General features: G+C 73.6%; 21 protein-coding genes and 1 pseudogene. 13 read left to right on the plus strand and 9 right to left on the minus strand.

The window, feature by feature from the left end:
* Nucleotides 1-78 precede the first annotated feature (78 nt).
* The 4 genes from allB (at nt 79) to AB0M03_RS06070 (ending at nt 5,199) form a co-directional block, all read left to right on the plus strand.
* On the plus strand, nt 79-1,461 hold the full coding sequence (allB, locus tag AB0M03_RS06055; protein WP_363488922.1) for an allantoinase AllB: 1,383 nt from the start codon (nt 79-81) through the stop codon (nt 1,459-1,461).
* Entirely contained in the window at nt 1,458-2,723 is a 1,266-nt protein-coding gene (gene alc, locus AB0M03_RS06060; RefSeq protein ID WP_363488924.1) for an allantoicase, read from the plus strand. The genes allB and alc overlap by 4 nt, the downstream gene beginning before the upstream one ends.
* A 43-nt stretch (nt 2,724-2,766) precedes the next feature.
* The gene (locus tag AB0M03_RS06065) at nt 2,767-4,227 is read left to right on the plus strand and encodes a catalase (protein ID WP_363488926.1); all 1,461 of its coding nucleotides are present in this window, start codon (nt 2,767-2,769) and stop codon (nt 4,225-4,227) included.
* A gap of 192 nt (nt 4,228-4,419) precedes the next feature.
* Nucleotides 4,420-5,199, plus strand: coding sequence for an IclR family transcriptional regulator C-terminal domain-containing protein (locus AB0M03_RS06070; protein ID WP_363488928.1), 780 nt, complete (start codon nt 4,420-4,422; stop codon nt 5,197-5,199).
* A 35-nt stretch (nt 5,200-5,234) separates the two neighbouring features.
* Here the strand turns inward: AB0M03_RS06070 and AB0M03_RS06075 are convergent, their stop codons facing one another.
* Nucleotides 5,235-5,447: a hypothetical protein gene (locus AB0M03_RS06075; RefSeq protein WP_363488930.1), complete on the minus strand. Its 213-nt coding sequence runs from the start codon at nt 5,445-5,447 to the stop codon at nt 5,235-5,237.
* 740 nt (nt 5,448-6,187) lie between these two features.
* On the opposite strand from AB0M03_RS06075, the gene AB0M03_RS06080 reads away from it, so the two are divergent.
* From AB0M03_RS06080 to AB0M03_RS06105, 6 genes are all read left to right on the plus strand, one after another.
* On the plus strand, nt 6,188-7,081 hold the full coding sequence (locus tag AB0M03_RS06080; RefSeq protein WP_363488932.1) for a metal-dependent hydrolase: 894 nt from the start codon (nt 6,188-6,190) through the stop codon (nt 7,079-7,081).
* 176 nt (nt 7,082-7,257) lie between these two features.
* Entirely contained in the window at nt 7,258-8,343 is a 1,086-nt protein-coding gene (locus tag AB0M03_RS06085) for a PDR/VanB family oxidoreductase (protein WP_363488934.1), read from the plus strand.
* 16 nt (nt 8,344-8,359) lie between these two features.
* Nucleotides 8,360-9,190, plus strand: coding sequence for a M24 family metallopeptidase (locus tag AB0M03_RS06090; protein WP_363488936.1), 831 nt, complete (start codon nt 8,360-8,362; stop codon nt 9,188-9,190).
* On the plus strand, nt 9,187-10,905 hold the full coding sequence (locus tag AB0M03_RS06095; protein ID WP_363488938.1) for an SDR family oxidoreductase: 1,719 nt from the start codon (nt 9,187-9,189) through the stop codon (nt 10,903-10,905). Before AB0M03_RS06090 ends, AB0M03_RS06095 begins: the two co-directional genes overlap by 4 nt.
* A gap of 63 nt (nt 10,906-10,968) precedes the next feature.
* The gene (locus AB0M03_RS06100) at nt 10,969-11,181 is read left to right on the plus strand and encodes a type II toxin-antitoxin system VapB family antitoxin (RefSeq protein ID WP_095872202.1); all 213 of its coding nucleotides are present in this window, start codon (nt 10,969-10,971) and stop codon (nt 11,179-11,181) included.
* A complete protein-coding gene (locus AB0M03_RS06105; protein WP_363488940.1) occupies nt 11,178-11,594 on the plus strand; it encodes a PIN domain nuclease in 417 nt (138 codons plus the stop codon). Before AB0M03_RS06100 ends, AB0M03_RS06105 begins: the two co-directional genes overlap by 4 nt.
* Before the next feature lie 33 nt (nt 11,595-11,627).
* On the opposite strand, the gene AB0M03_RS06110 is transcribed toward AB0M03_RS06105, so the two are convergent.
* From AB0M03_RS06110 to AB0M03_RS06135, 6 genes are all read right to left on the minus strand, one after another.
* On the minus strand, nt 11,628-11,768 hold the full coding sequence (locus AB0M03_RS06110) for a hypothetical protein (RefSeq protein WP_363488942.1): 141 nt from the start codon (nt 11,766-11,768) through the stop codon (nt 11,628-11,630).
* 52 nt (nt 11,769-11,820) lie between these two features.
* Nucleotides 11,821-13,017 carry an XdhC/CoxI family protein gene (locus AB0M03_RS06115; RefSeq protein ID WP_363488944.1) on the minus strand — a complete coding sequence of 399 codons (1,197 nt, stop codon included), beginning with the start codon at nt 13,015-13,017 and terminating at the stop codon, nt 11,821-11,823.
* A gap of 81 nt (nt 13,018-13,098) precedes the next feature.
* Nucleotides 13,099-14,577: an NCS2 family permease gene (locus AB0M03_RS06120; RefSeq protein WP_363488946.1), complete on the minus strand. Its 1,479-nt coding sequence runs from the start codon at nt 14,575-14,577 to the stop codon at nt 13,099-13,101.
* Between the two features lie 264 nt (nt 14,578-14,841).
* Nucleotides 14,842-17,205 carry a xanthine dehydrogenase subunit D gene (pucD, locus tag AB0M03_RS06125; protein ID WP_363488948.1) on the minus strand — a complete coding sequence of 788 codons (2,364 nt, stop codon included), beginning with the start codon at nt 17,203-17,205 and terminating at the stop codon, nt 14,842-14,844.
* Nucleotides 17,202-17,687 carry a (2Fe-2S)-binding protein gene (locus tag AB0M03_RS06130; RefSeq protein WP_363488950.1) on the minus strand — a complete coding sequence of 162 codons (486 nt, stop codon included), beginning with the start codon at nt 17,685-17,687 and terminating at the stop codon, nt 17,202-17,204. Before AB0M03_RS06130 ends, pucD begins: the two co-directional genes overlap by 4 nt.
* A complete protein-coding gene (locus tag AB0M03_RS06135; RefSeq protein ID WP_363488952.1) occupies nt 17,684-18,571 on the minus strand; it encodes an FAD binding domain-containing protein in 888 nt (295 codons plus the stop codon). The genes AB0M03_RS06130 and AB0M03_RS06135 overlap by 4 nt, the downstream gene beginning before the upstream one ends.
* A gap of 423 nt (nt 18,572-18,994) precedes the next feature.
* Here AB0M03_RS06135 and AB0M03_RS06140 point away from each other — a divergent pair, with 423 nt between their 5' ends.
* Nucleotides 18,995-20,581 (plus strand): helix-turn-helix domain-containing protein, encoded by a 1,587-nt coding sequence (locus AB0M03_RS06140; RefSeq protein ID WP_363488954.1) that lies wholly within the window; start codon nt 18,995-18,997, stop codon nt 20,579-20,581.
* Between the two features lie 94 nt (nt 20,582-20,675).
* Here AB0M03_RS06140 and AB0M03_RS06145 read toward each other — a convergent pair whose 3' ends face one another.
* Nucleotides 20,676-21,800 carry an alpha/beta fold hydrolase gene (locus AB0M03_RS06145; protein ID WP_363488956.1) on the minus strand — a complete coding sequence of 375 codons (1,125 nt, stop codon included), beginning with the start codon at nt 21,798-21,800 and terminating at the stop codon, nt 20,676-20,678.
* A 345-nt stretch (nt 21,801-22,145) separates the two neighbouring features.
* On the opposite strand from AB0M03_RS06145, the gene AB0M03_RS06150 reads away from it, so the two are divergent.
* On the plus strand, nt 22,146-23,246 hold the full coding sequence (locus AB0M03_RS06150; RefSeq protein ID WP_363488958.1) for an ROK family glucokinase: 1,101 nt from the start codon (nt 22,146-22,148) through the stop codon (nt 23,244-23,246).
* Between the two features lie 67 nt (nt 23,247-23,313).
* On the opposite strand, the pseudogene AB0M03_RS06155 reads toward AB0M03_RS06150, so the two are convergent.
* Nucleotides 23,314-23,851, minus strand: a pseudogene (locus tag AB0M03_RS06155) (CocE/NonD family hydrolase); the annotation flags it as partial.
* Between the two features lie 109 nt (nt 23,852-23,960).
* Between AB0M03_RS06155 and ggt the strand changes: the two are divergent.
* Nucleotides 23,961-25,757 carry a gamma-glutamyltransferase gene (gene ggt / locus AB0M03_RS06160; RefSeq protein WP_363488960.1) on the plus strand — a complete coding sequence of 599 codons (1,797 nt, stop codon included), beginning with the start codon at nt 23,961-23,963 and terminating at the stop codon, nt 25,755-25,757.
* The last annotated feature ends 93 nt before the right edge of the window (nt 25,758-25,850 follow it).

Consider the following 25,850-nt stretch of genomic DNA (forward strand, 5'->3'; position numbering starts at 1 on the left):
ACCGGTCCCTGTCGCCACCCCCGACCGCCGCGCGCGCCTTCGGCACACCCCACTCGTACGCTCGTTTCGGAGGTCCCGATGCCCCTCAGCGACACCCCGTCGAACGCGGCGGTGATCCGCTCCCGCCGGGTCGTCCTGCCGGACGGCGAGCGCCCCGCCGACGTGCTCGTCCAAGGCGGGCGGATCGCCGAGGTGGCGGCCCACGGCTCGCTGCTCGCCGGGGACCGCCACCTGACCGACCTCGGCGACACCGCCCTGCTGCCCGGCCTGGTGGACACCCACGTGCACGTCAACGAGCCCGGCCGCACCGAGTGGGAGGGCTTCGCCACGGCGACCCGCGCGGCCGCGGCCGGCGGGGTCACCACGATCGTCGACATGCCGCTGAACTCCGTCCCGCCGACCACCACGCCCGCCGGACTGGAGGCCAAGCGGAAGACCGCGGAGGGCCAGGCCTGGGTCGACCTGGGCTTCTGGGGCGGCGCCGTCCCCGGCAACACCGGCGACCTGGCCGCCCTGCACGAGGCCGGCGTGTTCGGCTTCAAGAGCTTCCTCGCCCCGTCCGGGGTGGACGAGTTCCCGCACCTGGCCACCCAGGAGGACCTGGAGTCGGCGCTCGCCGAACAGGCCAGGCTCGGCGCGCTCGCCATCATCCACGCCGAGGACCCGGCGGTGCTGGACGCGGCCCCGCAGCAGCCCGGCGTGCACTACCGCGACTTCCTGGCCTCCCGGCCGGACGACGCCGAGGCCGCCGCGGTGGCCCGGCTGCTGGACACCGCCCGCCGCACCGGAGCCCGGGTGCACGTCCTGCACGTCTCCTCGGCCGCCGTGCTGCCGCTGCTGCGGCAGGCCCGCGAGGACGGCGTGCAGGTGACCACCGAGACCTGCCCGCACTACCTCACCCTCACCGCGGAGGAGGTGCCGGACGGCGACACCGCCTTCAAGTGCTGCCCGCCGATCCGCTCCGAGTCCAACCGGGACGCCCTGTGGGCGGCGCTGGCGGCCGGCGAGTTCGCCGCCGTGGTGTCCGACCACTCGCCGTCCACGCCCGACCTGAAGCTCCTCCGGCGGTACGGCGGCAGCGGCGACTTCGCCGCGGCCTGGGGCGGCATCGCCTCCCTGCAGCTCGGCCTGCCGGCCGTCTGGACGGAGGCCCGCCGCCGCGGCCACACCCTCGCCGACGTCGTCCGCTGGATGTCGTCCGGCCCGGCCGCCCTGGTCGGCCTGACCGGCACCAAGGGCGCCATCGCCGCCGGGAACGACGCCGACCTGGTCGCCTTCGACCCGGACGCCGACTTCGCCGTGCACGCCGAGCAGTTGCACCACCGCAACCCCGTCACCCCGTACGCCGGACGCACCCTCAGCGGCGCCGTGCGCACCACCTGGCTCCGCGGCCGGGTGGTCGACACCGCCGGAGAGCCGTTCGGACGGCAGATCAACCGTCCTCGAGGAGAGTCGAGTTGAGCACCGAGAAGACCGCGGCCGCGCCCTTCACCGAGCTGGTCGACCTGGCCTCCCGCCGGCTGGGCGCCGGTGTCGTCGCCACCAACGAGGACACCTTCGCCGACGCGGAGAACCTGCTGGTCGCCGAGCCCGCCGAGTTCCGTCCGCACACCTTCGGCCACAAGGGCCAGATCATGGACGGCTGGGAGTCCCGCCGCCGCCGCGGCGCCTCCGCCGACCAGCCGCACCCCACCGACGAGGACCACGACTGGGCGGTCGTCCGGCTCGGCGCGGCCGGCGTGGTCCGCGGCGTCGTCGTGGACACCGCGCACTTCACCGGCAACTACCCGGAGAGCGCCTCCGTACAGGGCGCCTCCGTACCCGGCCACCCCTCGCCCGCCGAGGTCGGGGCCGCCGAATGGGTCGACCTGGTGCCCCGCACGCCCCTGCAGGGCAACACCGCGCACGAGTTCGCGGTCGAGGACGCCACCCGGTACACCCACGTGCGGCTCAACATATGGCCGGACGGCGGCGTCGCCCGGCTGCGGGTGTACGGCGAGGTGCTGCCCGACCCGCGCGAGCTCGACGGCCTCAGCTTCGACCTCGCCGCCCAGGAGTACGGCGGCGTCGCCGAGGCCGCCTCGGACCGCTACTTCTCCTCCCCGCACAACCTGAACGCTCCCGGCCGCGCCACCGTCATGGGCGAGGGCTGGGAGACCCGGCGTCGGCGCGACAAGGCCAACGACTGGGTCCGGATCGCCCTGGCCGGGGGCGGCGAGGTCCTGGCCGCCGAGGTGGACACCACCCACTTCGTGGCCAACGCCCCCGGCTGGGCCGACCTGGTCGGCTACGACGCCTCCGCCGGCGGCGACCCCGCCGCCGACCCGGCCGGCTGGTTCCCGCTGCTGCCCCGCACCCGGCTGCAGCCCGACACCCGGCACCGCTTCCGGCTCGACACCGGACGCCCCGTCACCCACGTGACGATCAACGTCTACCCCGACGGCGGCCTCGCCCGGCTCCGGCTCACCGGCCGCCTCACCGATGAGGGCCGCGCCGCCCTCGCGCTGCGCTGGTTCGACGCGCTGCCCGCCGCCGAGGCCGAGGCCGCGCTGACCGCGGCCGGCCTGACCGCCGACGAGGCCGCCGGCCTGACCGCCGCCCGGCCGCTGCGCGACGCCGCCGCGGTCGGTGCCGCCGTGGCCGCCCTCCGGCCCGCCGACGGCCCCGACGGCGAGCACACCGTGCGCCGCGCCGCCGCCGTCTGGCGCCTCCTCGGCGTCTGATCACCGACCCCCCGCACTGCACCGCTGCTACTGAAGGACCCTCATGCCGAAGACCCTGACCACCGAATCCGGCGCGCCCGTCGCCGACAACCAGAACTCCGCCTCGGCCGGCGAGTACGGCCCGCTGCTGATCCAGGACCAGCAGCTGCTGGAGAAGCTCGCCCGGTTCAACCGCGAGCGCATCCCGGAGCGCGTGGTGCACGCCCGAGGCTCCGGCGCGTACGGCTACTTCGAGGTCACCGACGAGGTGTCGCAGTACACCAAGGCGGACTTCCTGTCGGCCGTCAACAAGCGCACCGAGGTCTTCCTGCGCTTCTCCACGGTGGCCGGCAACCTGGGCGCCTCCGACGCGGTGCGCGACCCGCGCGGCTTCGCGCTGAAGTTCTACACCGCCGAGGGCAACTACGACCTGGTCGGCAACAACACCCCGGTGTTCTTCATCAAGGACCCGATCAAGTTCCCCGACTTCATCCACTCGCAGAAGCGCGACCCGTACACCGGCATCACCGAGGCCGACAACGTCTGGGACTTCTGGGCGCACGCCCCCGAGGCCACCCACCAGATCACCTGGCTGTTCGGCGACCGCGGCATCCCGGCCTCCTACCGGCACATGAACGGCTACGGCTCGCACACCTACCAGTGGGTCAACGAGCAGGGCGACGCCTACTGGGTGAAGTACCACTTCAAGACCAACCAGGGCATCCGCTCGCTGGACGGCTCGCAGGCCGCCGAGGTGGTCGGCGGCGACGCCGACAGCCACCAGCGCGACCTCCACCAGGCCATCGAGCGCGGGGTGTTCCCGTCCTGGACGCTGTACGTCCAGCTGATGCCGGTGGCCGAGGCGGCGACCTACCGCTTCAACCCCTTCGACCTCACCAAGGTGTGGCCGCACGCCGACTACCCGCTGGTCAAGGTCGGCCGCCTGGTGCTCAACAAGAACCCGGAGAACGTCTTCGCCGAGGTCGAGCAGGCCGCCTTCTCGCCGAACAACTTCGTGCCCGGCATAGGCCCCTCCCCGGACAAGATGCTCCAGGGCCGGCTGTTCGCCTACGCCGACGCCCAGCGCTACCGCCTCGGCGTCAACCACACCCAGCTGCCGGTGAACGCCCCGCGCGCCACCGAGGCCGACAACTACGGCCGCGACGGCCTGGGCGCCCTCAACAAGGCCGGCCGCGCCAAGAACTACGAGCCCAACTCCTTCGACGGCCCGGTGCAGACCGACGCCGCCCTCGCCGCCCCCGTCCGGGTGGAGGGCCACACCGGCACCTACACCACCCCCGCCCACACCAAGGACGACGACTTCTTCCAGGCCGGCGAGCTCTACCGGCTGATGTCCGACGGTGAGAAGGACCGCCTGATCGCCAACCTGGCCGGCTTCCTGGCCCAGGTCGGCCGCGAGGACATCGTGGAGAAGAACCTCGCCCACTTCCACGCCGCCGACGAGGAGTACGGCAGCCGCCTGGAGGCCGCCGTCAAGAAGCTCCGCGCCCGCGACGACGCCTGACCGGCCCCGTGAGACCGGGCCCCTCCCCCCAGGGCAGTGGGGGAGGGGCCCATCGGCATCAGCAGAACCTGACGGGTGCTCACGATCCTTTCACCGCATCCGGCGGAGAACCCTCGCACGGGCCGTCGGCGCAGCTACGCTGGAGGTGCGCGGCCGTGCGCCGCGCGCACGTGCGAGCGGAAGGGGACGCCCATGTCGGCACCGAGTCGGGGCCGCCGGAGCGGGCCCGCCCACGGCCACCCGAACCCCTACGGGCCGCTGCACCGCGCACTGCGGCTGCTCGAGGCCGTCGACCGGCACCCGCACGGCATCGACACCGCCCGGCTCGCCCGCGAACTCGGCCTCCAGACGGCCGCCGTCCGGGAACTCGCCGAGACCCTCGAATGGGAGGGCTACCTGCTCTTCGAGGACGGCGTATGGGTGCTCGGCGGAGCCCTCACCCTGCTCGGCCAGCACAACCGCGAACAGCTCGTCCGCGCCCGGCTGCACCGCAAGCTCGCCGACCTGCGCGACGAACTCGGCGCCGCCGTCTACTTCAGCCGCTACCACGACGGCGAACTCTCCGTGGAGGCCGTCTCCGCCACCGACCAGGCACCCGCCGTCCAGGAATGGGTGGACTTCCGGGCCACCGCCCACGCCAGCGCCATCGGCAAGTGCCTGCTCAGCCAGCTGGACCACGACGGCCGCCGCGACCACCTCGCCCGCCACCCGGTGGCCCGGCTCACCTCCCGCACCATCACCGACCCCGAGCAGCTGATGCACCGGCTGGAGCAGCAGCCGGCCACCGTCCCGGTGCTCGACATCCAGGAGTACGCACTGGGCACCGTCTGCGCCGCAGTCCCGGTGACCGCCGGCTCCACCGTCGGCTGCCTGGCCACCTCCCTCCCCGCCGCCGAGACCCACCGCCTCCGCGCCGCCGCCGAACTCCTCGCCCGCCGCGCGGCCCCGCTGATGCTGGCCATGGCGGTGTAGGACGGGCCTGCCGGGGCAGTCGGGCGGGCCTTCGGTCAGGCCGGGTCGGTGTCGAGTTCGGAGAGGGCGTCCGTCGGGTCGTCCGGGTGGTGGCGGACGGTGGCGCGCTGCCCGCGCCGCGGGAGGTCGTGGACCGGGAACATCCGGACGAAGCGGAGCGTGCGGTCCGAGCCGTCGGCGGCGGTGTAGCGGACGGTGACGCCGAGTTCGGGGTGGGAGGGGTCGGAGACGGTGTCCGCGCCGTCCACGGCGGTGACCGTGCCGGGACGGTCACGCCGTGCTCCGCCAGCCGCCGCAGCTGTTCCAGGCTGCGCCGGTGGGCCGTCAGCTCGGCGGTCCGGCGCCGCCGGACGGGCCGGGCGGCCAGGACGGCGAGCAGCAGCAGGAGCACGGCGCCCACGGCCGGCCACAGGCCGAAGCTGGGTGTCGGCGAGCGCCACCCCGAGCAGCCCGCAACCCACCGCGCCGAGCACCGTGCTGCCGGTGGCCAGCACCGGTTCGTACGTGCCGGGCACCTCCTCGCCAGCTCCGAGCGCGGTGGCCGTGAACATCCCGGCGAGCCAGAGCAGCACGCCGCCGACCACCTCCGCCGCGGCCCACCACCAGCCGTCCTCGGAGCTGCGGGCACCGGCGGCCAGCAGCGGGAAGCGGCGGTGCAGACCGCCGCGCAGAGCGCCAGGCTGGCCAGACGGGCGGGCGACAGCCGCAGGTCCTCGGTCGCGGGGGCATGCTAGCCGTTGCTCGCTTGCTCGCCTCCGGGCCCTCTTGACCCGGCGCCCACGGTCGTCGCTCCGTCGCTTCGCTCCCGCGCTTCTCCCCTTCGGCGCCGGCGGGCCCTTCGGCTCAGGCCGCAGCTGGTTCAGACCACTGTGGGAATGCCGGGGCGCAAACTTATTAGACTCAATGTCGATAAGACCCTTGCCGGGCCTGCTACCCGCGAGTACGTTGCCAGGGTCGAAGCCGCCACTGCAGGCCAGGAGGCTCCCCCATGCCCCGTCCCACCCCGCCCCCGCGCGTCCACGACAGCCTCGTCCTGGAGTCGCGCGACGTGCAGTTCGACTGGTCCGGCCTGCCGCTGCACTGGATCCCCGACGAGCCGTTCGCCACCCACACCGTCAACGTGCTCCACCTGCTGCTCCCCGAGGGCGAGCGCTGGTTCGTCCGGGTCTTCTCCGACGCCCTGCCGATGATCACCGACGAGCAGCTCCGCGAGGAGGTGCTCGGCTTCATCGGCCAGGAGGCCATCCACGCCGAGGCCCACCAGGAAGTCCTCGACCACCTCCTCGGCCAGGGCCTCGACCCGCGCCCGTACGTCCGTCAGGTCGACTGGCTCTTCCGCCGCGTCCTCGGCGACAAGCCCGGCCTGACGGGCCGCCGGCGCCGCGAGAACGTCATCGAACGGGTCGCCTTCGTCGCCGCCATCGAGCACTTCACCGCCTTCCTCGGCAACTGGGCGCTCAACTCCCCGGGCCTGGACCGCGCCCAGGCCGACCCCACCATGCTCGACCTGCTGCGCTGGCACGGCGCCGAAGAGGTCGAGCACCGCAGCGTCGCCTACGACCTGCTCGTCCACCTCGACCCCGGCTACCTGCGGCGGGTCCGCGGCATGCTGGTCTCCGGACCACTGCTGGTGCACCTGTGGGTCCGCGGCGTGCGGTTCCTGCTCGCCGCGGACCCCGAACTGCAGGGCCGCATCCGGCCCACCTGGCGCGACGCACGGATCCAGGCCCGCCGCGGACTGCTGCCCGACCCGCGGGCGATGGCCCGCTCCGCCGTCCGCTACTTCAAGCCCGGCTACCACCCCACCCACGAGGGCTCCTCCAGCCAGGCCCTGAGCTACCTGGCCACCTCGCCGGCCGCGCGTGCGGCTGCCGCCCGCTGAAGCGCCAGGGCGCGGGGAACTGCGCAATTCGGATGCGGATCACTGCACGACCCAGGGCCGGCCCTTGTCTGTGAGGATGCCCGCCCTCTGATTGCGCAGTTCCCCGCGCCCCTATGGGTGCACCACCCGCGCCCTGTTGACAGCTCACCGTCCGACCCGTCCCGGAGCCGCTCTCGATGGATCTCGTCACTCCGCCTCCCGACCTCTACGGCCGTCCCCGGGACGACCGGTTCATGCGGTGGCTCGCCGCCTTCGGCGACCACTACAGCCCGGCTCTGGGCAGCCCCGGGCTGCGCCGCAGCCCCCGCAGACCGGCCCCGTCCCCGATCCCGCCGCTGCGGCTGGTGGTCGCCGGCCACCGCGCCGTCGCCGACGGCGTCGCCGCCCTCCACCTGGCCGAGCCCTCGGGCGGCCCGCTGCCCGCCTGGCAGCCCGGTGCCCGGCTCCAGCTGACGCTGCCGTCCGGCCGCCGCCGGCACTACTCGCTCTGCGGGGACCCGGCGGACCGCCACCGCTACCTGATCGCGGTGCGCCGGGTCGCCGACGGCGGCGGCGGGTCCGTCGAACTCCACGACGAGGTGCGGGTCGGCGACGTCCTCACCGCCCGCCGCCCCCGCAACGGCTTCGCCTTCTGCGCCGAACCCGCCGTGCTCCTCCTGGCGGGCGGCATCGGCATCACCCCGCTGCTGCCGATGGCCCGTCAGGCTCGGGCCCTGGGCCTGGACTGGCGCCTGGTGCACACCGGCCGCACGGCGGACGCGCTGCCGTTCACCGAGGAGCTGCGCGCCCTCGACCCGGCCCGGGTGGAGATCCGCACCGACGACCGCGACGGCCCGCCGGACGCCGCCGACCTGCTGGCCCGCGCCCCGCGCGGCGCCGCCGTCTACTGCTGCGGCCCCGCCCCGATGCTCGCCGCCGTGCAGCAGGCCCTGGACGCCTCGCCCGCCGCGGCCCTGCACTTCGAGCGCTTCGGCGCCGCGCCGGTCACCGGCGGGCACCCGTTCACCGTGCGGCTCGGCACCGACGGCCCCGAACTGGCCGTCCCCGCCGACCGGTCTGCGCTGGACGTCGCCCGCGAACTGCGCCCCGACCTCCCGTACTCCTGCAAACAGGGCTTCTGCGGCACCTGCCGGGTGCGGGTGCTCGACGGCACGCCCGAGCACCGCGACCGCCGGCTCACCCCCGCGGAGCGGGCCGACGGCGCCCTGCTGCCCTGCGTATCCCGCGCCGCCGAGGGCGAGACCCTCGTCCTGGACCTCTGAACCGCCGAGGAGAGCCGTGACCTTCCCGTACGACGAGCACGACCTGGCCCGCTTCCGCGAGACCCAGCAGCTCGCCTACCACTGCGCCGAACAGGTCGCCGCCTGGATCGAACCCGGCGTCACCGAGCGCCAGGCCACCGCGAAGCTGCGCCGCTGCCTGGAGCGGGCCGGGGTGCAGGACTACTTCCACGTGCCGTTCGCCTGGTTCGGCGACCGCACCGCCTTCCGGCACTTCCACACCCCGCTGCAGTTCTTCGCCGGAGGTCGGCGCCTCGAGGAGGGCATGCCGTACGTGCTGGACTGCGCGCCCGTGGTGGACGGCTACACCGCCGACATCGGCTACGGCGGCAAGGTCGGGGAGAACCCCGTCTGGGACCGCCTCGCCGCCGACCTGAAGGTCTACCGGGAGCTGATCCTCGCCGAGGTGAGGGCCCGCAAGCCGCTGAACGAGGTGTACGCGGCCGTCGACGCCCAGCTCGCCGTGCACGGCTACGACAACCGGCACCGCGTCTACCCCGGCCGGGTGATCGGCCACCGGGTGACCAGGACCACCGCCCGCGGCCCGGCCGGTGTCACCCTCTTCGGCTTCGGCGTGCGTACACTCCAGACGCTCGGCCGGGAGCTGATCGGCGAGCGGCTGCACGGCCGCTCCCCGCTCTGGGCGGACGGCCGGTCCTCCCGGCACGCCCCCACCCCGGGCCTGTGGGCGGTCGAGCCGCACATCGGCTTCCGGGACGTGGGCATCAAGTTCGAGGAGCTGCTCGTCGTCACGGAGGACGACGCGTACTGGCTCGACGACGACCTGCCGCACGTGCGGCGCTGGACGCTCCAGGAGGAGGCCGCATGACCATCCGCCGCCGCACCGTCCACTCCGGCGGGCTGCCGCTGGCCGTGTACGAGCAGGGCGACCCGGCCCACCCCACCGTCCTGCTGGTGCACGGCTACCCGGACACCCATGCGGTCTGGGACGACGTCGCCGCCGAGCTGGCCACCGACCACCACGTGGTGCGCTACGACGTGCGCGGCGCCGGCGGTTCGGGCGTTCCCGCGGCGCGCGACGGCTACCGGCTGGCGCATCTCGGCGCCGACCTGTTCGCGGTCGCCGACGCGGTCAGCCCGGACGAGCCGGTGCACGTGGTCGCGCACGACTGGGGCTCCATCCAGTCCTGGGAGGCCGTCACCGAGCCCGGCGCGCACCGGCGGATCGCCTCCTACACCACCGTCTCCGGGCCCTCGCTGGACCACATCGGCCACTGGATCAGGCACCGGATGCGCCGCCCCACCCCGCGGCACCTGCGCCAACTCCTCGTCCAGGGCGCGCACTCCTGGTACATCACCGCCTTCCAGCTGCCGTACCTGGCGCCGGCCGTCTGGCGGCTGTTCCTGGCCCGCGCGTGGCCGACGGTGCTGCACCGGATGGAGGCCGTCACCCCGCGGGCCGGCCACCCGCAGCCCACCCTGCACCGCGACGCCGTCCGCGGCATCGAGCTGTACCGGGCCAACTTCCGCCCGGTGCTGCGCAGTCCGCGGGAGCGGCCGACCGAGGTGCCGGTCCAGCTGATCACCCTGGAGCGGGACAGGTACGTCTCCACCTTCCTCTCCGAGGGCCTGGAGCGCTGGGTGCCCCACCTCACCCGCCGCACCCTGGACGCCGGCCACTGGTCGGCCCTGCTGGAGAAGGGCGCCACCGTGGCCCACCTCGTCCGCGAACACGTCGCCCGGGTCGCCGCCGGCCACGTCCAGGGCCCGCCCGACGGCGGCCGGCTCGCGGTCGTCACCGGCGGCGGCAGCGGCATCGGCCGCGCCACCGCCCTCGCCTTCGCCGAACAGGGCGACCGCGTCGTGGTCTGCGACCTCGACCTCGCCGCCGCCGAACGCACCGCCGAACTCTGCGGCCTGGTCGGCCCGCGCGCCCATGCCTACCGGGTGGACGTCTCCGACGGTGCCGCGGTGGACGCCTTCGCCCAGCAGGTCGCCGCCGCCCACGGCGTGCCCGACGTGGTGGTCAACAACGCCGGCATCGGCCACGCCAGGACCTTCCTGCAGACCACCGAGAAGGAGTGGCAGCGCGTCCTGGACGTCAACCTCTGGGGCGTCATCCACGGCTGCCGGGCCTTCGGCAACCTGATGGTCGCCCGCGGCAGGGGCGGACACATCGTCAACCTGGCCTCCGCCGCCGCCTACCTGCCGGCGAAGTCGCTGGCCGCGTACGCCACCAGCAAGGCCGGGGTGCTGATGCTCTCCGACTGCCTGCGGGCCGAACTCGCCCCGCACCGGATCGGCGTCTCCGCGATCTGCCCCGGCATCGTGGCCACCAACATCACCAGCACCACCACCTTCTCCGGCACCGACCCCGAACAGCAGGCCGCCAAGCAGGCCAAGGCCACCAAGGCCTACGCCCGCCGCGGGTTCCCGCCCGAGAAGGTCGCCGCCGAGATCCTCCGCGCCGTCCGCACCGGCAAGCCGGTCGTCCCGGTCACCTTCGAGGCCAAGGCCGCCCGTCTCCTCGGCCGCCTCAGCCCCGCCCTGCTGCGCCGCCTCGCCCGCCTCGACGTCGGCTGACGGCCTCCGGGGCCGTGATATCGGATAGCATGGGATTCGATATCACGGCCTCGGGAGGTTGCCATGACGCGCACGGTGATAGACGTGGACGACGAGCTGCTGGCCGAGGCTGCGGAGATCTTCGGCACCACCACGAAGGTGGCCACCGTGAACGCCGCGCTCGCCGATGCGATCAAGCGTCGGAAACGGGAGTCCTTCCTGAACTGGCTGGCCGAAGGCGGCCTGCCGGACCTCACCGGTCCGGTGGAGGGTGATACGGGGCACCGGGCGGCATGACGGAACGCTTCCTGATCGACACCTCGGCACTCGCCCGGTTCCCCAAGCAGGCCGTCCGCAGGGCGGTGGAACCGCTCCACAACGCCGGCTTGCTGGCCGTCTGCGCGGCGGTCGAACTGGAGGTCCTACGCAGCGCCCGGTCGAAGGCCGAGGCCGAGCGCATCCGCGACGAGATGCGCGGCTTCGACCGGCTGCCGACGACCGACGAGGTCTGGGACCGGGCGCTGGACGTCCAGGTGCTGCTGGTCGGCGCGGGCAACTGGCGGGCGGTGTCGACGGCCGACCTGGTGATCGCCGCCACGGCCGAGCGCCACGGCGTCACCGTGCTGCACTACGACGGTGACTACGACATGATCGCGCAGGTCACCGGTCAGCCGACGCGGTGGGTGGTGCCGGCCGGCGAGGCCGACTGAGGGCCGGGGTCGGTCGTCTCAGGGTCGGCTGCTTCAGGAGCGGTCGGCGAGGCGGTTGAGGCCGGTGCGGAGTTCGTCGGCGTTGACGCAGGGGACGACCTCGACGTCGGCGCCGAGTTGCAGCCAGAGCGGTTCGACCGTGGTGATCAGGGAGGCCTCGTCGGCGAGGTCCACGACTTCCAGCGTCCCGCTGCGGCGGTGGCCCCGCACCCGGACCGCCGGAGGGTCAGGCGGCGTGCGGCCGGGGCTCCTCCGCTTCCGGTGCAGCGGCCGCCAGGTCGTGGTGGATGGGGCCGTCGCCGGCGGAGAGGGGCAGGCAGCTGCCGCCGCGCCGGTGGGCGACGATCTCGGCGGCGACGGAGACGGCGGTCTCCTCGGGGGTGCGGGCGCCGAGGTCGAGGCCGATCGGGGAACGGAGGCGGGCGATCTCGGTTTCGGTGAGGCCCACCTCGCGCAGCCGGGTGTTGCGGTCGCGGTGGGTGCGGCGCGAGCCCATCGCGCCGACGTAGCCGACGGGCAGGCGCAGGGCGCGCTCCAGCAGCGGGATGTCGAACTTGGCGTCGTGGGTGAGGACGCAGAGCACGGTGCGGCCGTCGATGCGGTGGTGCTGGGCGTCGAGGTAGCGGTGCGGCCAGTCGACGACGACCTCGTCGGCGTCGGGGAAGCGGCGGGGGGTGGCGAAGACGGGGCGGGCGTCGCAGACGGTGACGTGGTAGCCGAGGAACTTGCCGATGCGGACGACGGCGGCGGCGAAGTCGATGGCGCCGAAGACGATCATGCGGGGGGCGGGGACGCAGGCCTCGACGAAGACGGTGACGGTGCCCTGGTCGGTGGGGTCGCAGGGGCGGCCGTCGAGGGCGAGGACGACGGTGCCGGTGCGGCCGGCGTCCAGCATGGCGCGGGCCTCGGCGACGACCGACCGCTCCAGGGACAGCGCGGTGGGCCCGGGGGTGGCGGAGGCGGCGGGGGAGAGGCTGCCGTGGTGGGTGTCGGCGGTGACGGCGACGGCGGCGCCGAGCAGGGCGTCGGGGCCGGAGACGATCCGGGCGAGCGCCACGGGGGTGCCGGAGGCGATGTACGCGATGCCGGCGTCGATGGCCGGGTCGGCGCCGGGCACCACCGGCTGGACGAAGACGTCGAGGATGCCGCCGCAGGTCAGGCCGACGGCGAAGGCGTCCTCGTCGCTGTAGCCGAAGCGCTCGAGGACGGGCTCGCCGGTGCGGATCGCCTCCTGGCAGAGGTCGTAGACGGCGCTCTCGACGCAGCCGCCGGAGACCGAGCCGATCGCCTCGCCGGTCTCGTCGACGGCGAGGGCGGCGCCGGGGTCGCGGGGGGCGCTGCCGGAGACGCCGACGACGGTGGCCACGGCGAAGGAGCGCCCGGACGCGTGCCAGGCGTTGAGCTGCGCGGCGATGTCCTGCATGGGTGGGTGCTCCTTAGGACGGGGTAACCGGGTGTGCGGCCGCCGTACGGAAGCCGGGCTTCCGTACGGCGGCCGGGGCGATCAGTGCACGCCGAGCCACGCCTTGACGGGCGTGAGGGCGAAGTAGACGACGAAGACCGCGGTGAGGATCCACATCAGCGGGCCGGGCTCGCGCCACTTGCCGGTACCGGCCTTGATGGCGGTGTAGGCGATGACGCCGGCGGCGACACCGGCGGTGATGCTGTAGGTGAACGGCATCAGGACGCAGGTGAGGAAGGCCGGGATGGCGACCTCGCGGTCGGACCAGTCGATGTGCCGGGCCTGGCTCATCATCATCGAGCCGATGACGACGAGGGCGGCGGCGGCGACCTCGACCGGGACGATGCCGGCGATCGGCGAGAAGAACAGCATCGCGGCGAAGAACAGGCCGGTCACGGCGGAGGCGAGGCCGGTGCGGGCGCCGTCGCCGACGCCGGTGGCGGACTCCACGAAGACGGTCTGGCCGGAGGCGCCGGAGATGCCGCCGACCGCGCCGCCGGCGCCGTCGATGAACAGCGCCTTGGACAGACCGGGCATCCGGCCCTTCTTGTCGGCCAGGCCGGCCTCGGTGCCGACGCCGATGATGGTGGCCATCGCGTCGAAGAAGCCGGCCAGCACCAGGGTGAAGACCGCGACCGAGGCGCTGATCGCGCCCATGCCCTGGCCGCCGAAGGCGCCGAACAGGTCGACGTGGCCGAAGAGGCTGAAGTCCGGGGCGGAGACGGGGCTGCCGGGCCACACCGGGGCCGAGCTGGCCCAGGTCTTGGCGGGCAGGTCGGCGACCGCGTTGACGACCATGGCGACGACGGTGCCGCCGGCGATGCCGATCAGGATGGCGCCGCGGACGTTGCGGGCCATCAGCACGAAGATCGTCAGCAGGGTGAGCGAGAAGATCAGCACGGGCCAGCCGGCCAGCTCGCCGAAGGGGCCGAGCGAGAGCGGGGTGGGGCCGCCGGTGTGCACGAAGCCGGCCTTGTAGAGGCCGATGATGGCGACGAACAGGCCGATGCCGATGGTGATGGCGTGCTTGAGCGGCAGCGGTATGCCGTTCATGATCTTCTCGCGGAGGCCGGAGACCACCAGCAGGACGATCAGCAGGCCGTAGATCACGCACAGGCCGAAGGCCTGCGGCCAGGTGGTGTGCGGCACGACGAGTGCGGAGATGGCGCCGGAGACGCTGAGTCCGGCGGCGAGGGCCAGCGGCACGTTGCCGACCACGCCCATCAGGATCGTGGTGACCGCGGCGGCGAGCGCGGTCGCGGTGGTCAGCGCGGAGTGGTCGAGCTTGACGCCGTTGACGTCGGCCCCGCTCAGGATGATCGGGTTGAGCAGGACGATGTAGGCCATCGCCATGAAGGTGGTGATGCCGCCCCTGAGCTCGGTGGCGAGGGTGGAGCCCCGCGCCGAGATCTTGAAGTACGCGTCCAGCGGGTTCTTCGGGGTGACGGCCGGCGGCGTGAGGGCGTCGCCGGTGGCAGGTCTGTCTTCAGTGGTACCGGGCTCCGTGGGGATCCGGGTCATGTCCACTCCCAAGGTTCAAAGGGGATTGGGGTGGGCGAGCCGACCTGAATGCCAGGCTGTGGGAGGTAGGCACTAAGGGGGACTGTTCGACTCACGGTCGGCACGCGGCGGGTCCGCGTACCGGATGGGGTGGTGCGTGCCGCTGCCGGTCCCCGGCGTGGGTGGGGCAGCGGGTGGAGCACATCCGGTGTGTGGAGTTGTGGTGCGCCCCCGGGGCGGCGGGGAAGACGTGTCGCCGCCCCGGGGAGGTCCTGCGCGGTGTGGCTAGAGCGTCCCGGTGAGGTGCTCCGGCCGGACCGGCACCCGGTTGAGGGCGAGGCCGGTGGCGTTGCGGATCGCCGCGACGATCGACGGGGTGGCGGACACGGTGGGGGCCTCGCCGACGCCGCGCAGCCCGTACGGGGCGTGCGGGTCGGGGAGCTCCAGCACGTCCACCGGGATCGGCGGGGTGTCCAGGATCGTGGGGATCAGGTAGTCGGTGAAGGAGGCGTTGCGGACCTTGCCGTCCTTGACGACGATCTCCTCCATGACGGCGAGGCCGAGGGCCTGGGTGCAGCCGCCCTGGATCTGGCCGACCACCGAGAGCGGGTTGAGCGCCTTGCCGACGTCCTGGGCGGCGGTCAGCTCGACCACCTTGACCAGGCCCAGCTCCACGTCCACGTCGACCACCGCGCGGTTGGCGCAGAAGGTGTACTGGACGTGGCCGAAGCCCTGGCCGGTCTCCTTGTCGAACGGCACGGTCGGCCGGTGGTGGTGCTCGCGGGTCAGGTCGATCGCCTCGTCGCCGAGCAGGTCGACCATGGGGACCAGCACGCCGCCGGTCTCGGAGACGACCTTGCCGCCGACCAGGGTGATGTCCTTGTGCTCCCAGCCGTAGCGGCGGCGGCCCTTGTCGATCAGCGCCTGCTTGACCGCCTCGGCGGCCAGCTTCACCGCACCGCCGGTCATGTACGTCTGGCGGGAGGCGGAGGTGGAGCCGGCCGAGCCGACCTCGGTGTTGGCCGGGTGGATGGTGACCTGCTCGACGCCGAGCTCGGTGCGGGCGATCTGGGCGTGCACGGTGACGCCGCCCTGGCCGACCTCCGCCATCGCGGTGTGCACCATGGCGACCGGCTCGCCGCCGATCACCTCCAGGCGCACCCGGGCGGTGGAGTAGTCGTCGAAGCCCTCGGAGAAGCCGACGTTCTTGATGCCGACGGAGTAGCCGATGCCGCGGACGATGCCCTCGCCGTGCGAGGTGTTGGACAGGGCGCCCGGCAGGGTGCGCACGTCCAGGTCCTCCAGGTCCAGCGGCGGCGGCAGCGGCATGTCCTTGACCCGCTGCAGCAGCTCGGCGACCGGGGCCGGCGCGTCGATCTCCTGGCCGGTCGGCATGAAGTCGCCCTGGGTGACGGCGTTGATCTGGCGCAGCTCCACCGGGTCCATGCCCAGCTCGGCGGCCAGCTTGTCCATCTGCGACTCGTAGCCGAAGCAGGCCTGCACCGCACCGAAGCCGCGCATCGCGCCGCAGCTCGGGTTGTTGGAGTAGAGGGCGATCGCCTCCATCCGCACGTTCGGGATGACGTACGGGCCGTGGCCGAGCGAGGCCGCGTTGCCGACGACCGCGGGGGAGGCGGAGGCGTACGCGCCGCCGTCCAGCACGATCCGGCAGTCGGCGAAGACCAGCTTGCCGTCGCGGGTGGCGCCGTGCTCGTAGGTCATCTTCGCCGGGTGGCGGTGCACGTGGCCGAAGAAGGACTCGTCGCGGGAGTAGACGATCTTGACGGGCTTGCCGGTGTGCAGGGCCAGCAGGCAGGCGTGGATCTGCATCGACAGGTCCTCACGGCCGCCGAAGGCGCCGCCGACGCCGGCCAGCGTGAGCCGGACCTTCTCCTCCGGCAGGGCCAGCACCGGCGCCATCTGCTGGCGGTCCACGTGCAGCCACTGGGTGGCGATGTACAGGTCGACGCCGCCGTCCTCGGCGGGTACCGCGAGGCCGGACTCCGGGCCGAGGAAGGCCTGGTCCTGCATGCCGACCTCGTAGGTGCCCTTGACGATCACGTCCGCCAGCGCCCGGATCTCGTCGGTCACGCCGCCGCCGGAGACCAGCTTCTGGCTGTGGCAGATGTTGCCCGAGCCGTGCGACTTGTACTCGTGCGGCTCGTGCACGTAGCCGTACGTCTCCGGGTCGAGGCACTGCTCCTCGGTGGTGATCGGGGTGAGCACCTCGTACTCGACCTTGATCTTCTTCACCGCGCGGCGGGCCGTCTCCGGGTGGTCGGCGGCGACCAGGGCGATCGCCTCGCCGTGGTAGCGGACCTTGTCGATGGCCAGCGCCGGCTGGTCCTGGATCTCCAGGCCGTAGTACTTGGAACCGGGGATGTCCTCGTGGGTCAGCACCGCGTAGACGCCGGGCACCTTCAGCGCCTCGGAGATGTCCACCGACAGGATGTTGGCCCGCGGGTGCGGCGAGCGCAGCGCCATGCCCCACAGCATGTCCTCGTGCCACATGTCCGAGGAGTAGGCGAACTCGCCCTTGACCTTCAGGGTGCCGTCCGGGCGCAGCGGGGAGCCGCCGATGCCGTCCTTGCTCGCCTGGTGGATGTTCTGCAGGTTCTTCTGACCCTGGATGGTGCGGGTGCCGCTCATTCGGAGACCGCCTTCGCGCAGGTGCGGGCGGAGGCGAGCCGCACCGCGTCCATGATCTTCTCGTAGCCGGTGCAGCGGCACAGGTTGCCGGACAGCGCCTCGCGGATGTCGGTGTCGCTGGGCTGCGGGTCCTGGGCCAGCAGCGCGTCGGTCTGCACCAGCAGACCGGGGGTGCAGAAGCCGCACTGCACGGCGCCGGCGTCGACGAAGGCCTGCTGGACGAGGCCCAGCTCGCCGTCCTCCTCGGTCAGGCCCTCGACGGTGCGCACCTCGCGGTCCTGCACCTGGCCGGCCGCGACCAGGCACGAACAGACCGGGACGCCGTCCAGGTAGACCGTGCAGGAGCCGCACTCGCCCTGCTCGCAGGCGTTCTTCGAACCCGGCAGGCCGACCCGCTCGCGCAGCACGTACAGGAGGCTCTCGCCCTCCCAGACGTCGTCGGCCTCGACCGGCTTGCCGTTGGCGGTGAAAGTGACCCTCATGCCGCGCTCCTGATCTGCTTGCTGTAGTCGTTCCACGTCCAGGTCAGCGTGCGGCGGGCCATCACGGCCAGCGCGTGCTTCCGGTAGTCCGCGGTGCCGCGGACGTCGTCGATCGGCGAGGCGGCGGCGCGCACCAGCTCGCCGAACCGCTGGACCACCTCGGAGCCCAGCAGGTCGCCGGATTCCCACAGGCCGCGCTCGGCGAGCACGCCCTGCAGGTACTCCTCCGCCTCGACGGCGCGGCGCGGGGTGGGGGCGGCCGAGCCGATGCCGGTGCCGACGGTGCGGCTCTTGGGGTGGAGGGCGAAGCCGAACGCGCAGACCGCGATGACCATCGCGTTGCGGGTGCCGATCTTCGAGAACTGCTGCGGGCCGTCCGCCACCGGGATGTGCACGGCGCGGATCAGCTCGTCCGCCTCCAGGCTGTTGCGCTTGACGCCCGTGTAGAAGTCGTCGATCGGGATCAGCCGGGTGCCGCGCACCGAGGCCGCCTCCACGAAGACGTCCCGGCCGGCGGCCAGCAGCGCCGGGTGCGAGTCGCCGGCGGGCGAGGCCGCACCCAGGTTGCCGCCCACGGAGCCCCGGTTGCGGATCTGCGGCGAGCCGACCGTGTGCGCCGCCAGCGCCAGGCCCGGCAGCGGCTCGGACAGCTCGTCGATGATCCGGCTGTAGGGCACCGCGGCGCCCAGCCTCACGACGTCGCCGTCGATCGACCAGGTGGCGAGGTCGCCGATGCGGTTCAGGTCGAGAATCGCGGATGGCCGGTGCACGTCGAAGTTCATCTCGACCATGACGTCCGTGCCGCCGGAGATGGGCAGCGCGGTCGGGTACTCAGCCTTCGCCGCGAGCGCCTCGTCCCACGTAGCGGGCCGAAGGAACTCCATGCGGGTGTCTCCTCAAGTCGTCGCCAACCGGACAGTGGGCACAGTGCCCCGGACTCGGTGTTCGGACCTTGCTACCGCTTCGTTGCCTCGGCGTTGAGCTCCGGTCACCGGGGTGTTCCGGTGGCGTGTGGCCAGTGAACCGCTGTGACGGGGCCCACTGGCAGTCACCGATGGCATGAAGCCCGCGCGCCGGTCCTGCCCGGCATCCTGTACGTTCCTCTAAGGCTGACAAGTGCCCGGTCCAGCGGTTTCCCTACCGCCATCTACGACCGTAATCCGGCCGTGACGGTGAGGCGACGAGCCCGTGATCGGCGGGCCGGTCGGGACGGTTCCGTCGGGCAAGCCCCGAGCCGTGCACCTGGTGCACACTGTGAGGCCCCACAACCGCCCGACCCCCACCCTCCAGCACGAAGGAGTCTGCGGATGCGTGTCCGCGACCTGCTCGCCCCCGGCGCCCCGCGGCTACGGCTGCTCACCGCCGAGGAAGAGCTCGACCGGCAGGTCAGCGGTGTGATGACCACCGACCTGCAGGACCCGGGCCGGTACCTGCACGGCGGCGAACTGGTGCTCACCGGCATGCTCTGGCGCACCGGCCCGGACGACTCCGAGCGCTTCGTCCGCACCCTCGCCGCCGGTGGCGCCGTCGCGCTGGCCGCCGGCGAGGCCGAGGTCGGCCCGGTGCCCGACGACCTGGTGGACGCCTGCCGCCGGCACCGGATGCCGCTGCTCGTGGTGCCCGACGACGTCGCCTTCGGCACGGTCGCCGAGTTCGTCGGCCGACAGGTCTCCGCCGACCGGGCCGCCGACCTCGCCGCCCTGGTCGACCGCCACCGGCTGCTGGTCTCCGCCGCCGGCGGCGGCGGCCTCGACGCCGTCCTCGACCTGCTCGGCGGCGACCTCGACCTCGACTGCTGGGTGCTCACCCCCACCGGCCGGGTGGTCGCCGGGCCCGCCGACCGGCTCACCGCCGAGGACCGCGACCAGCTGGTCCGCGCCCACCTCGCCGCCCAGCGCCAGCGCCGCCGTCCCCCGCATCGCGCCCGCCTCGCCGCCGGCGCGTACTCGCTGCTGCCGGCCGCCGCCGACCCGGCCGACGAAGTGCCGCTCGCCGACTGGCTGCTCGTCGTCGCCGGCGACGTCACCGAGTGGACGGCCAAGCGCCAGCAGCTCGCCGAGAACCTCGCCCGGCTGGTCGCCGCCGAACGCACCCGCCGCGACGAGGGCCGCCGGCTGCGCCGCAGGATCGCCGACGAGGTGCTCGTCCTGCTCCAGCGGGACGCCGACCCGCTGGAGATCTCACGCGCGCTGCAGGCCTCCGCCACGATGGCCGCCAAGTACGAGGGCGGCCGCACCGAGTCGGCCGACTCCTGGCTGATCCTCTCCGCCGAGGGCACCGGCCTGCCCGAGGGCACCGTCCGCGCCGTCCTGGAGGAGGCGCTCACCGACGCCACCGACCGCGCCCTGGTGGCCGGCGCCGGCAGCGGTGCCGTCGTGGTGCTGCCCGCTCCCGCCGACACCGGGGTGCCCGCGGACGCGCTGCGCGAACTGCTCGCCCCGCTGGAGTCCGGTCTCGGCTCCGAGGGCCGGATCACCGTCGGCGTCTCCGCCCCCGCCAGCGAGGCCGACGGCCTGCGCGGCGCCCTGGAGGAGGCCCGGCACGCCCGCCGGATCGCCGCCGCCCGGGTCGGCCGGGTCTGCGTCGCCGGGCCGGAGGAGCTCGCCTCGCACGTGCTGCTGCTCGCCGCCGTGCCGGACGAGGTGCGCCGCGCCTTCCGCAGCCGGCTGCTCGACAAGGTCATCGCCTACGACCTGGAGCACCAGGCCGACCTGGTGCGCACCCTGGAGGCGTTCCTGCGCTCCGACGGCTCCTGGACGCGCTGCGCCGCGCAGCTGCACGTCCATGTGAACACCCTGCGCTACCGGATCGGCCGGATCGAGGAACTGACCGGCCGTGACCTGTCCCGGCTGGAGGACCGGGTGGACTTCTACCTGGCCCTGGAGCTGGCCTGACGCACCGACGGCCGGGAGCGGCGGTGCCCGGCCGGAACGCCGAACGGGCCGCCCCTCCCAGCGGAGGGGCGGCCCGTTCGAGGTCGGCCCGGCGTCAGTGCTTGGCCGGGATGATGCCCGTCAGCCAGGTGAACACCTGCGGCAGCAACGGCTTCCACACGTCGACCGCGTGCGGGCCGGTGGTCTCCACCACGGTGACGCTGGTCGGCGACTTGGCCGCCTGCTGGAGGGCCAGCCCGCCCTCGTAGCCGTCGCCCTTGTTGCCGCTGACGAACAGTGAGGTCTTCGGCGGCCGGGCGGCGTGCTTGAGGATGTTCAGCGGGTTGGAGATCTCGCGCAGGTGCGCGTCCTTGGCGGTCAGCGAGTCCTTCTCGGTCGCGGGGTCGTTGTAGCCGGAGAGGCTGACGCCGGCGCGGTAGCGGTCGGGGTGCGAGAGGGCCAGCTTGGCGGCGCAGTGGCCGCCGGCCGAGTAGCCGGCCACCGCCCAGCGGTCGGGCGAGGAGTCGGCGCGGAAGTTGTCGAGCACCATCTTCGGCACGTCCCGCGAGAGCCAGGTGTCGGCGTTCACCTTGCCGGCCACGTCCGCGCAGCCGGTGTCGGTGCTGCGGCCGAGCAGCAGGGTGCGCGGGGAGACCAGGATGAAGGGCGCGACCTTGCCCTCCTTCATCAGCGGCTTGAGCTGCTCGGACACCTTCAGGGTGCCGTACCAGGTGCTGGAGGAGCCGGGGAAGCCCGGGATCAGCTCCACGACCGGGAAGGTCTTGTCCTTGTACGCGGGATCGTCGTACTGCGGGGGCAGCCAGACCAGCACCTCGCCGTCGACGCCGGAGAGCCGGCCCTTGAGATCGGTGCGCTTGACGTCCTTCGGCACCATCGGGTCGTCGACGGCCTTGAACTGCTGCGTCACCTTGGGCTCGGACTTGGAGTCGTTGCCCGGGCCGCCGGGGCCGCCGTCGGCCGGCACCTGCGGGACGGCACGGACGTGGTTGCCGGTGCCGAGCAGGTCGTCCCAGCTGCCGTAGATCAGGTTGGCGTTGTTGACCATGACGAACACCATGAGCACGGCCGTGACCTGGCAGAGCAGGATCATGACCAGTCTGCTCAGCACCTGGACCGGTTGCGGGCCGCGGACCCTGCCCCAGAGCAGCAGTGCCGCCGCGATGGAGATCGGCACGAGCACGATCGTGACGACGAGGAAGGGGGTTCCGGTCAGTTGCATTCAGGTTCTCGTATCCGGGTCGCAGGCCGCACGGGTCCCGCTTGCCCGTACGCGTTCCGATGTGATCAGACAGATGGAAACCGCGAATCGGTTCCGTCCCAAACTGAGCAGAACCTGAGAGGAACATCACGTTTCCGTGTGAATCCCCCGCGCGGCGCAGCCCAGTTTGCCAGCCGGCTGTGCGAATCCCTCGAACGGGGCAGCACCTGCGGTCATTCGGATGAGGATTCCCCCGGAGTCGCCGCGGCCGCCGAGGCCGGTCGCGGCGGGCCCGCGGGGAGGGAGGAGGATGGCGGGGAGCCGGACCGCGCACCGGCCGTCCGACCCGAAGGAGCCCCCGCCCCCGTGACCAGCCCGCACAGTACCCAGCGGCCGGCCGTCCTGCCCACCCTGTTCGGCCTCGGGCCGCGCAGCGCCGACCGCCGGCGGCGGGCCCTGCCACCGGGCGTGCTGCGGCTGCCCACGGTCGGCGTGGACATCGGCGGCACCAAGGTGGTGGCGGGCGTGGTGGACGGCGAGGGCCGGGTGCTGGACCGCGTCCGCACCGAGACCCCGCACAAGAGCAAGAGCCCCAAGGTGGTCGAGGACGTCATCGTCGACCTGGTGCTGCAGCTCGCCGACAAGCACGACGTGCACGCCGTCGGCGTCGGCGCCGCGGGCTGGGTGGACGCCGACCGCTCCAAGGTGCTGTTCGCCCCGCACCTCAACTGGCGCAACGAGCCGCTCCAGGAGGCGCTCAGCGAACGGCTGCGCTTCCCGGTGGTGGTGGAGAACGACGCCAACGCCGCGGCCTGGGCCGAGTGGCGGTTCGGCGCCGGCCGCGGCGAGGACCACATGGTGATGATCACCCTCGGCACCGGCATCGGCGGCGCGGTCGTCCGGGACGGCTTCGTCGACCGCGGCAAGTACGGCCTGGCGGGGGAGTTCGGCCACATGCAGGTGGTGCCCGGTGGCCACCGCTGCCCGTGCGGCAACCGCGGCTGCTGGGAGCAGTACTCCTCCGGCAACGCCCTCGTCCGCGAGGCACGGGAGCTGGTCGCCGAGGAGTCGCCCGTCGTCCAGCCGCTGCTGGCCCGGGCCGGCGGCGCCGCCGACGGCATCACGGGACCGCTGGTCACCGAGGCCGCCCGGGAGGGCGACGCCGTAGCGGTGGAGCTCCTCTACGAGGTCGGCCACTGGCTGGGGGTGGGAATCGCCAACCTGGCCGCCGCCCTGGACCCGGGCCGCTTCGTCGTCGGCGGCGGCGTCTCCGAGGCCGGCGACCTGCTGCTCGGCCCCGCCCAGGAGGCCTTCAAGCGGACCCTCACCGGCCGCGGTTTCCGCCCCGAGGCCGGCATCGTGCACGCCGCCCTCGGCAACGAGGCCGGCCTGGTCGGCGCCGCCGACCTGGCCCGCCAGGTGGCCCGCCGCTTCCGCACCGTCAAACGCCGCCGCAAGCTGTCGTAGGCACTCGGGCAACCCATCGGGGTGCCCCCACGCGCCCCTGTGATGCTGCCCCTGTGGGTTCGGTCTCCTACTTGAGCGGTACGGAGACCCAGGACGGGTCCTCGGCCGTCGAGCCGAAGGCGAGGGTGGCGAGGGCCGGGTCGTGGGTGATGTAGAGCGGGTCGACGCCGTCCACGACCAGGGCGAGGCGGTGGCCTGCATCCGGATGTCGGCGGTGAACCGCCGCCCGGGGGTGCGGCCGAGGAAGGTGTACGGGGCGTGGGCGACGAGCCGCCCGACGCCGAGTGCGTCCACGTCGTAGAGGTGGCGGCGGAGCGCTTCGCGGCCCAGGCGCGGATGGCCGGTTCGTTCTCCCGGTCGCTGCCGAAGTAGCGGGTGAGAACCGTCTTCAGTTCGTCGCCCGGACGGCCCGTCAGGTGGTCGGCGACGGCGAGCAGCCCGGCGGACTGCAGGTGCTGGGTCTCGTCGCTGAAGGGCGAGTCGGCGAGGTCGGCCCAGCCGCTGAGCGCGGCGACCGTGCTGATCCGGGGGTCGAAGGCGGCGCCGAGCAGGCTGATGCCGGCGCCGTAGGAGATGCCGGCCATGCCGATCCGCTGCGGGTCGGCGTCGGAGCGGTAACGAAACTACCCGCGGGTAGTGGCCGGCGGTGCTGTTGTCCTGCCCACCGCGCCTGTGGCAGAACGGAGAGCTGACGCTGCCTCAGGAGGCTCACGCATGAGGACACTGGCCCGACTCGTCCCGCCGATCGCACTCGCCACCACCCTCGTCCTGGGCGCCGTCGCGCCCGCCGGGGCGGCGCCTGCGGAGGCCTTACCGAAGACCCCCGAGGCCGCCGGCTGGGGCGGCGCCGTCGCCAGCGTCGACGCGGACGCCACCGCGGCCGGCATCGAGGTGCTCCGCCGCGGCGGCAACGCCGTCGACGCGGCCGTCGCCACCGCCGCCGCCCTCGGCGTCACCGAGCCCTACTCGGCCGGCATCGGGGGCGGCGGCTACTTCGTCCACTACGACGCCCGCACCGGCAGGGTCTCCACCCTCGACGGCCGCGAGACCGCCTCCCGCACGGCGGACACCGGCCTCTTCCTCGATGCCGTAGGCAAGCCGCTGCCGTTCGCCGACGCCGTCACCAGCGGCCTGTCCGTCGGTGTCCCCGGCACCGCCGCCACCTGGGAGAAGGCCCTGCGGCTGTGGGGCACCCGGCCGCTCGCCGAGGTGCTGCGCCCGGCCGAGCGGATCGCCGACCACGGTTTCAGCGTCGACCAGACCTTCCGCGACCAGACCGCCGCCAACCAGGCCCGGTTCCAGGACTTCCCGGCCACCCGGGAGCTGTTCCTGCCCGGCGGCGCACTGCCCGAGGTCGGCTCGAAGCTCCGCAACCCCGACCTCGCCGCCACCTACCGGCAGCTCGGCCGGGACGGCACCGCCGCGCTCTACCGCGGGCCGATCGGCGCCGACATCGTGAACACCCTGCAGCACCCGCCGGTCGACCCGGCCTCCGGCCGCACCGCCCGCCCCGGCAAGGTCGACCGCGCCGACCTCGCCGCCTACCGGGTGCTGGAGCAGAAACCCACCCGGGTCTCCTACCGCGGCAACGAGGTCTACTCGATCGCCCCCTCGTCCAGCGGCGGCACCACCGTCGGCGAGGCGCTCGGCATCCTCTCCCACTCCGACGTGGGCCACCTGGACGCCATCCAGTACTACCACCGCTTCCTGGAGGCCTCCCGGATCTCCTTCGCCGACCGCAACCGCTGGGTCGGCGACCCCGCCGCGCAGCCCGTCCCCACCGACCGGCTGCTCTCGCCCGCCTTCGCCGCCGCCCGCGCCTGCCTGCTCGACCCGGCCCGCGCCCTGACCAGCCCGCTCGCCCCCGGCGACCCCTACCACCCGGCCGCCTGCGGCAGCAGCGGCCCCGCCGTCACCGAGGCGTACGAGGGCCCCAGTACCACCCACCTCACGGTCGCCGACCGCTGGGGCAGCGTCGTCTCCTACACCCTGACCATCGAGCAGACCGGCGGCAGCGGGATCACCGTGCCCGGCCGCGGCTTCCTGCTCAACAACGAGTTGACCGACTTCTCCTTCACCCCGGTCGTCCCGGGCGTGCCCGACCCCAACCTGCCGGGGCCGGGCAAGCGGCCGCGCTCCTCGATGTCGCCGACGATCGTGCTGCGCGACGGCCGTCCGCTGCTGGCCGCCGGCTCGCCCGGCGGGGCCACCATCATCACCACCGTGCTCCAGGTGCTGCTCGGCCGGCTCGACCGCGGGCTGACCCTGGAACAGGCGATCGCCGCACCGCGGGCCAGCCAGCGCAACGCCGCGACCACCGCGGCCGAGTCCGGCTTCCTGGCGCTGCCCGAGCGGCCCGGCCTGGAGGCGCTCGGCCAGGTGTTCGCGCCCTCCCCGGAGATCGGAGCCGCCACCGGCGTGGAGCGGCTGCCCGACGGCCGCTGGCGGGCGGCCGCCGAACCGGTGCGCCGCGGCGGCGGCTCGGCGGCCGTGGTGCGGCCCGCCCGCTGACGGCCCGGCGCTGTCGGTGCCGGGCGGTATGTTCGGGGTGGGCGCCTTCTGGGCGCCCGCCCCGTCCGCGCCCGTTGTCCGTACCACCCGGGA

This window comes from Kitasatospora sp. NPDC051914, assembly GCF_040680995.1.
In the GTDB taxonomy this organism is placed as follows: domain Bacteria; phylum Actinomycetota; class Actinomycetes; order Streptomycetales; family Streptomycetaceae; genus Kitasatospora.

What these genes read in the sequence shown, in the direction of transcription:
- allB (WP_363488922.1), top strand. Translation starts at nt 79, where the DNA reads ATGCCCCTCAGCGACACCCCGTCGAACGCGGCGGTGATCCGCTCCCGC.
- AB0M03_RS06065 (WP_363488926.1), top strand. Translation starts at nt 2,767, where the DNA reads ATGCCGAAGACCCTGACCACCGAATCCGGCGCGCCCGTCGCCGACAAC.
- AB0M03_RS06070 (WP_363488928.1), top strand. Translation starts at nt 4,420, where the DNA reads ATGTCGGCACCGAGTCGGGGCCGCCGGAGCGGGCCCGCCCACGGCCAC.
- AB0M03_RS06080 (WP_363488932.1), top strand. Translation starts at nt 6,188, where the DNA reads ATGCCCCGTCCCACCCCGCCCCCGCGCGTCCACGACAGCCTCGTCCTG.
- AB0M03_RS06085 (WP_363488934.1), top strand. Translation starts at nt 7,258, where the DNA reads ATGGATCTCGTCACTCCGCCTCCCGACCTCTACGGCCGTCCCCGGGAC.
- AB0M03_RS06095 (WP_363488938.1), top strand. Translation starts at nt 9,187, where the DNA reads ATGACCATCCGCCGCCGCACCGTCCACTCCGGCGGGCTGCCGCTGGCC.
- AB0M03_RS06100 (WP_095872202.1), top strand. Translation starts at nt 10,969, where the DNA reads ATGACGCGCACGGTGATAGACGTGGACGACGAGCTGCTGGCCGAGGCT.
- AB0M03_RS06105 (WP_363488940.1), top strand. Translation starts at nt 11,178, where the DNA reads ATGACGGAACGCTTCCTGATCGACACCTCGGCACTCGCCCGGTTCCCC.
- AB0M03_RS06115 (WP_363488944.1), bottom strand. Translation starts at nt 13,017, where the DNA reads ATGCAGGACATCGCCGCGCAGCTCAACGCCTGGCACGCGTCCGGGCGC.
- AB0M03_RS06120 (WP_363488946.1), bottom strand. Translation starts at nt 14,577, where the DNA reads ATGACCCGGATCCCCACGGAGCCCGGTACCACTGAAGACAGACCTGCC.
- pucD (WP_363488948.1), bottom strand. Translation starts at nt 17,205, where the DNA reads ATGAGCGGCACCCGCACCATCCAGGGTCAGAAGAACCTGCAGAACATC.
- AB0M03_RS06130 (WP_363488950.1), bottom strand. Translation starts at nt 17,687, where the DNA reads ATGAGGGTCACTTTCACCGCCAACGGCAAGCCGGTCGAGGCCGACGAC.
- AB0M03_RS06135 (WP_363488952.1), bottom strand. Translation starts at nt 18,571, where the DNA reads ATGGAGTTCCTTCGGCCCGCTACGTGGGACGAGGCGCTCGCGGCGAAG.
- AB0M03_RS06140 (WP_363488954.1), top strand. Translation starts at nt 18,995, where the DNA reads ATGCGTGTCCGCGACCTGCTCGCCCCCGGCGCCCCGCGGCTACGGCTG.
- AB0M03_RS06145 (WP_363488956.1), bottom strand. Translation starts at nt 21,800, where the DNA reads ATGCAACTGACCGGAACCCCCTTCCTCGTCGTCACGATCGTGCTCGTG.
- ggt (WP_363488960.1), top strand. Translation starts at nt 23,961, where the DNA reads ATGAGGACACTGGCCCGACTCGTCCCGCCGATCGCACTCGCCACCACC.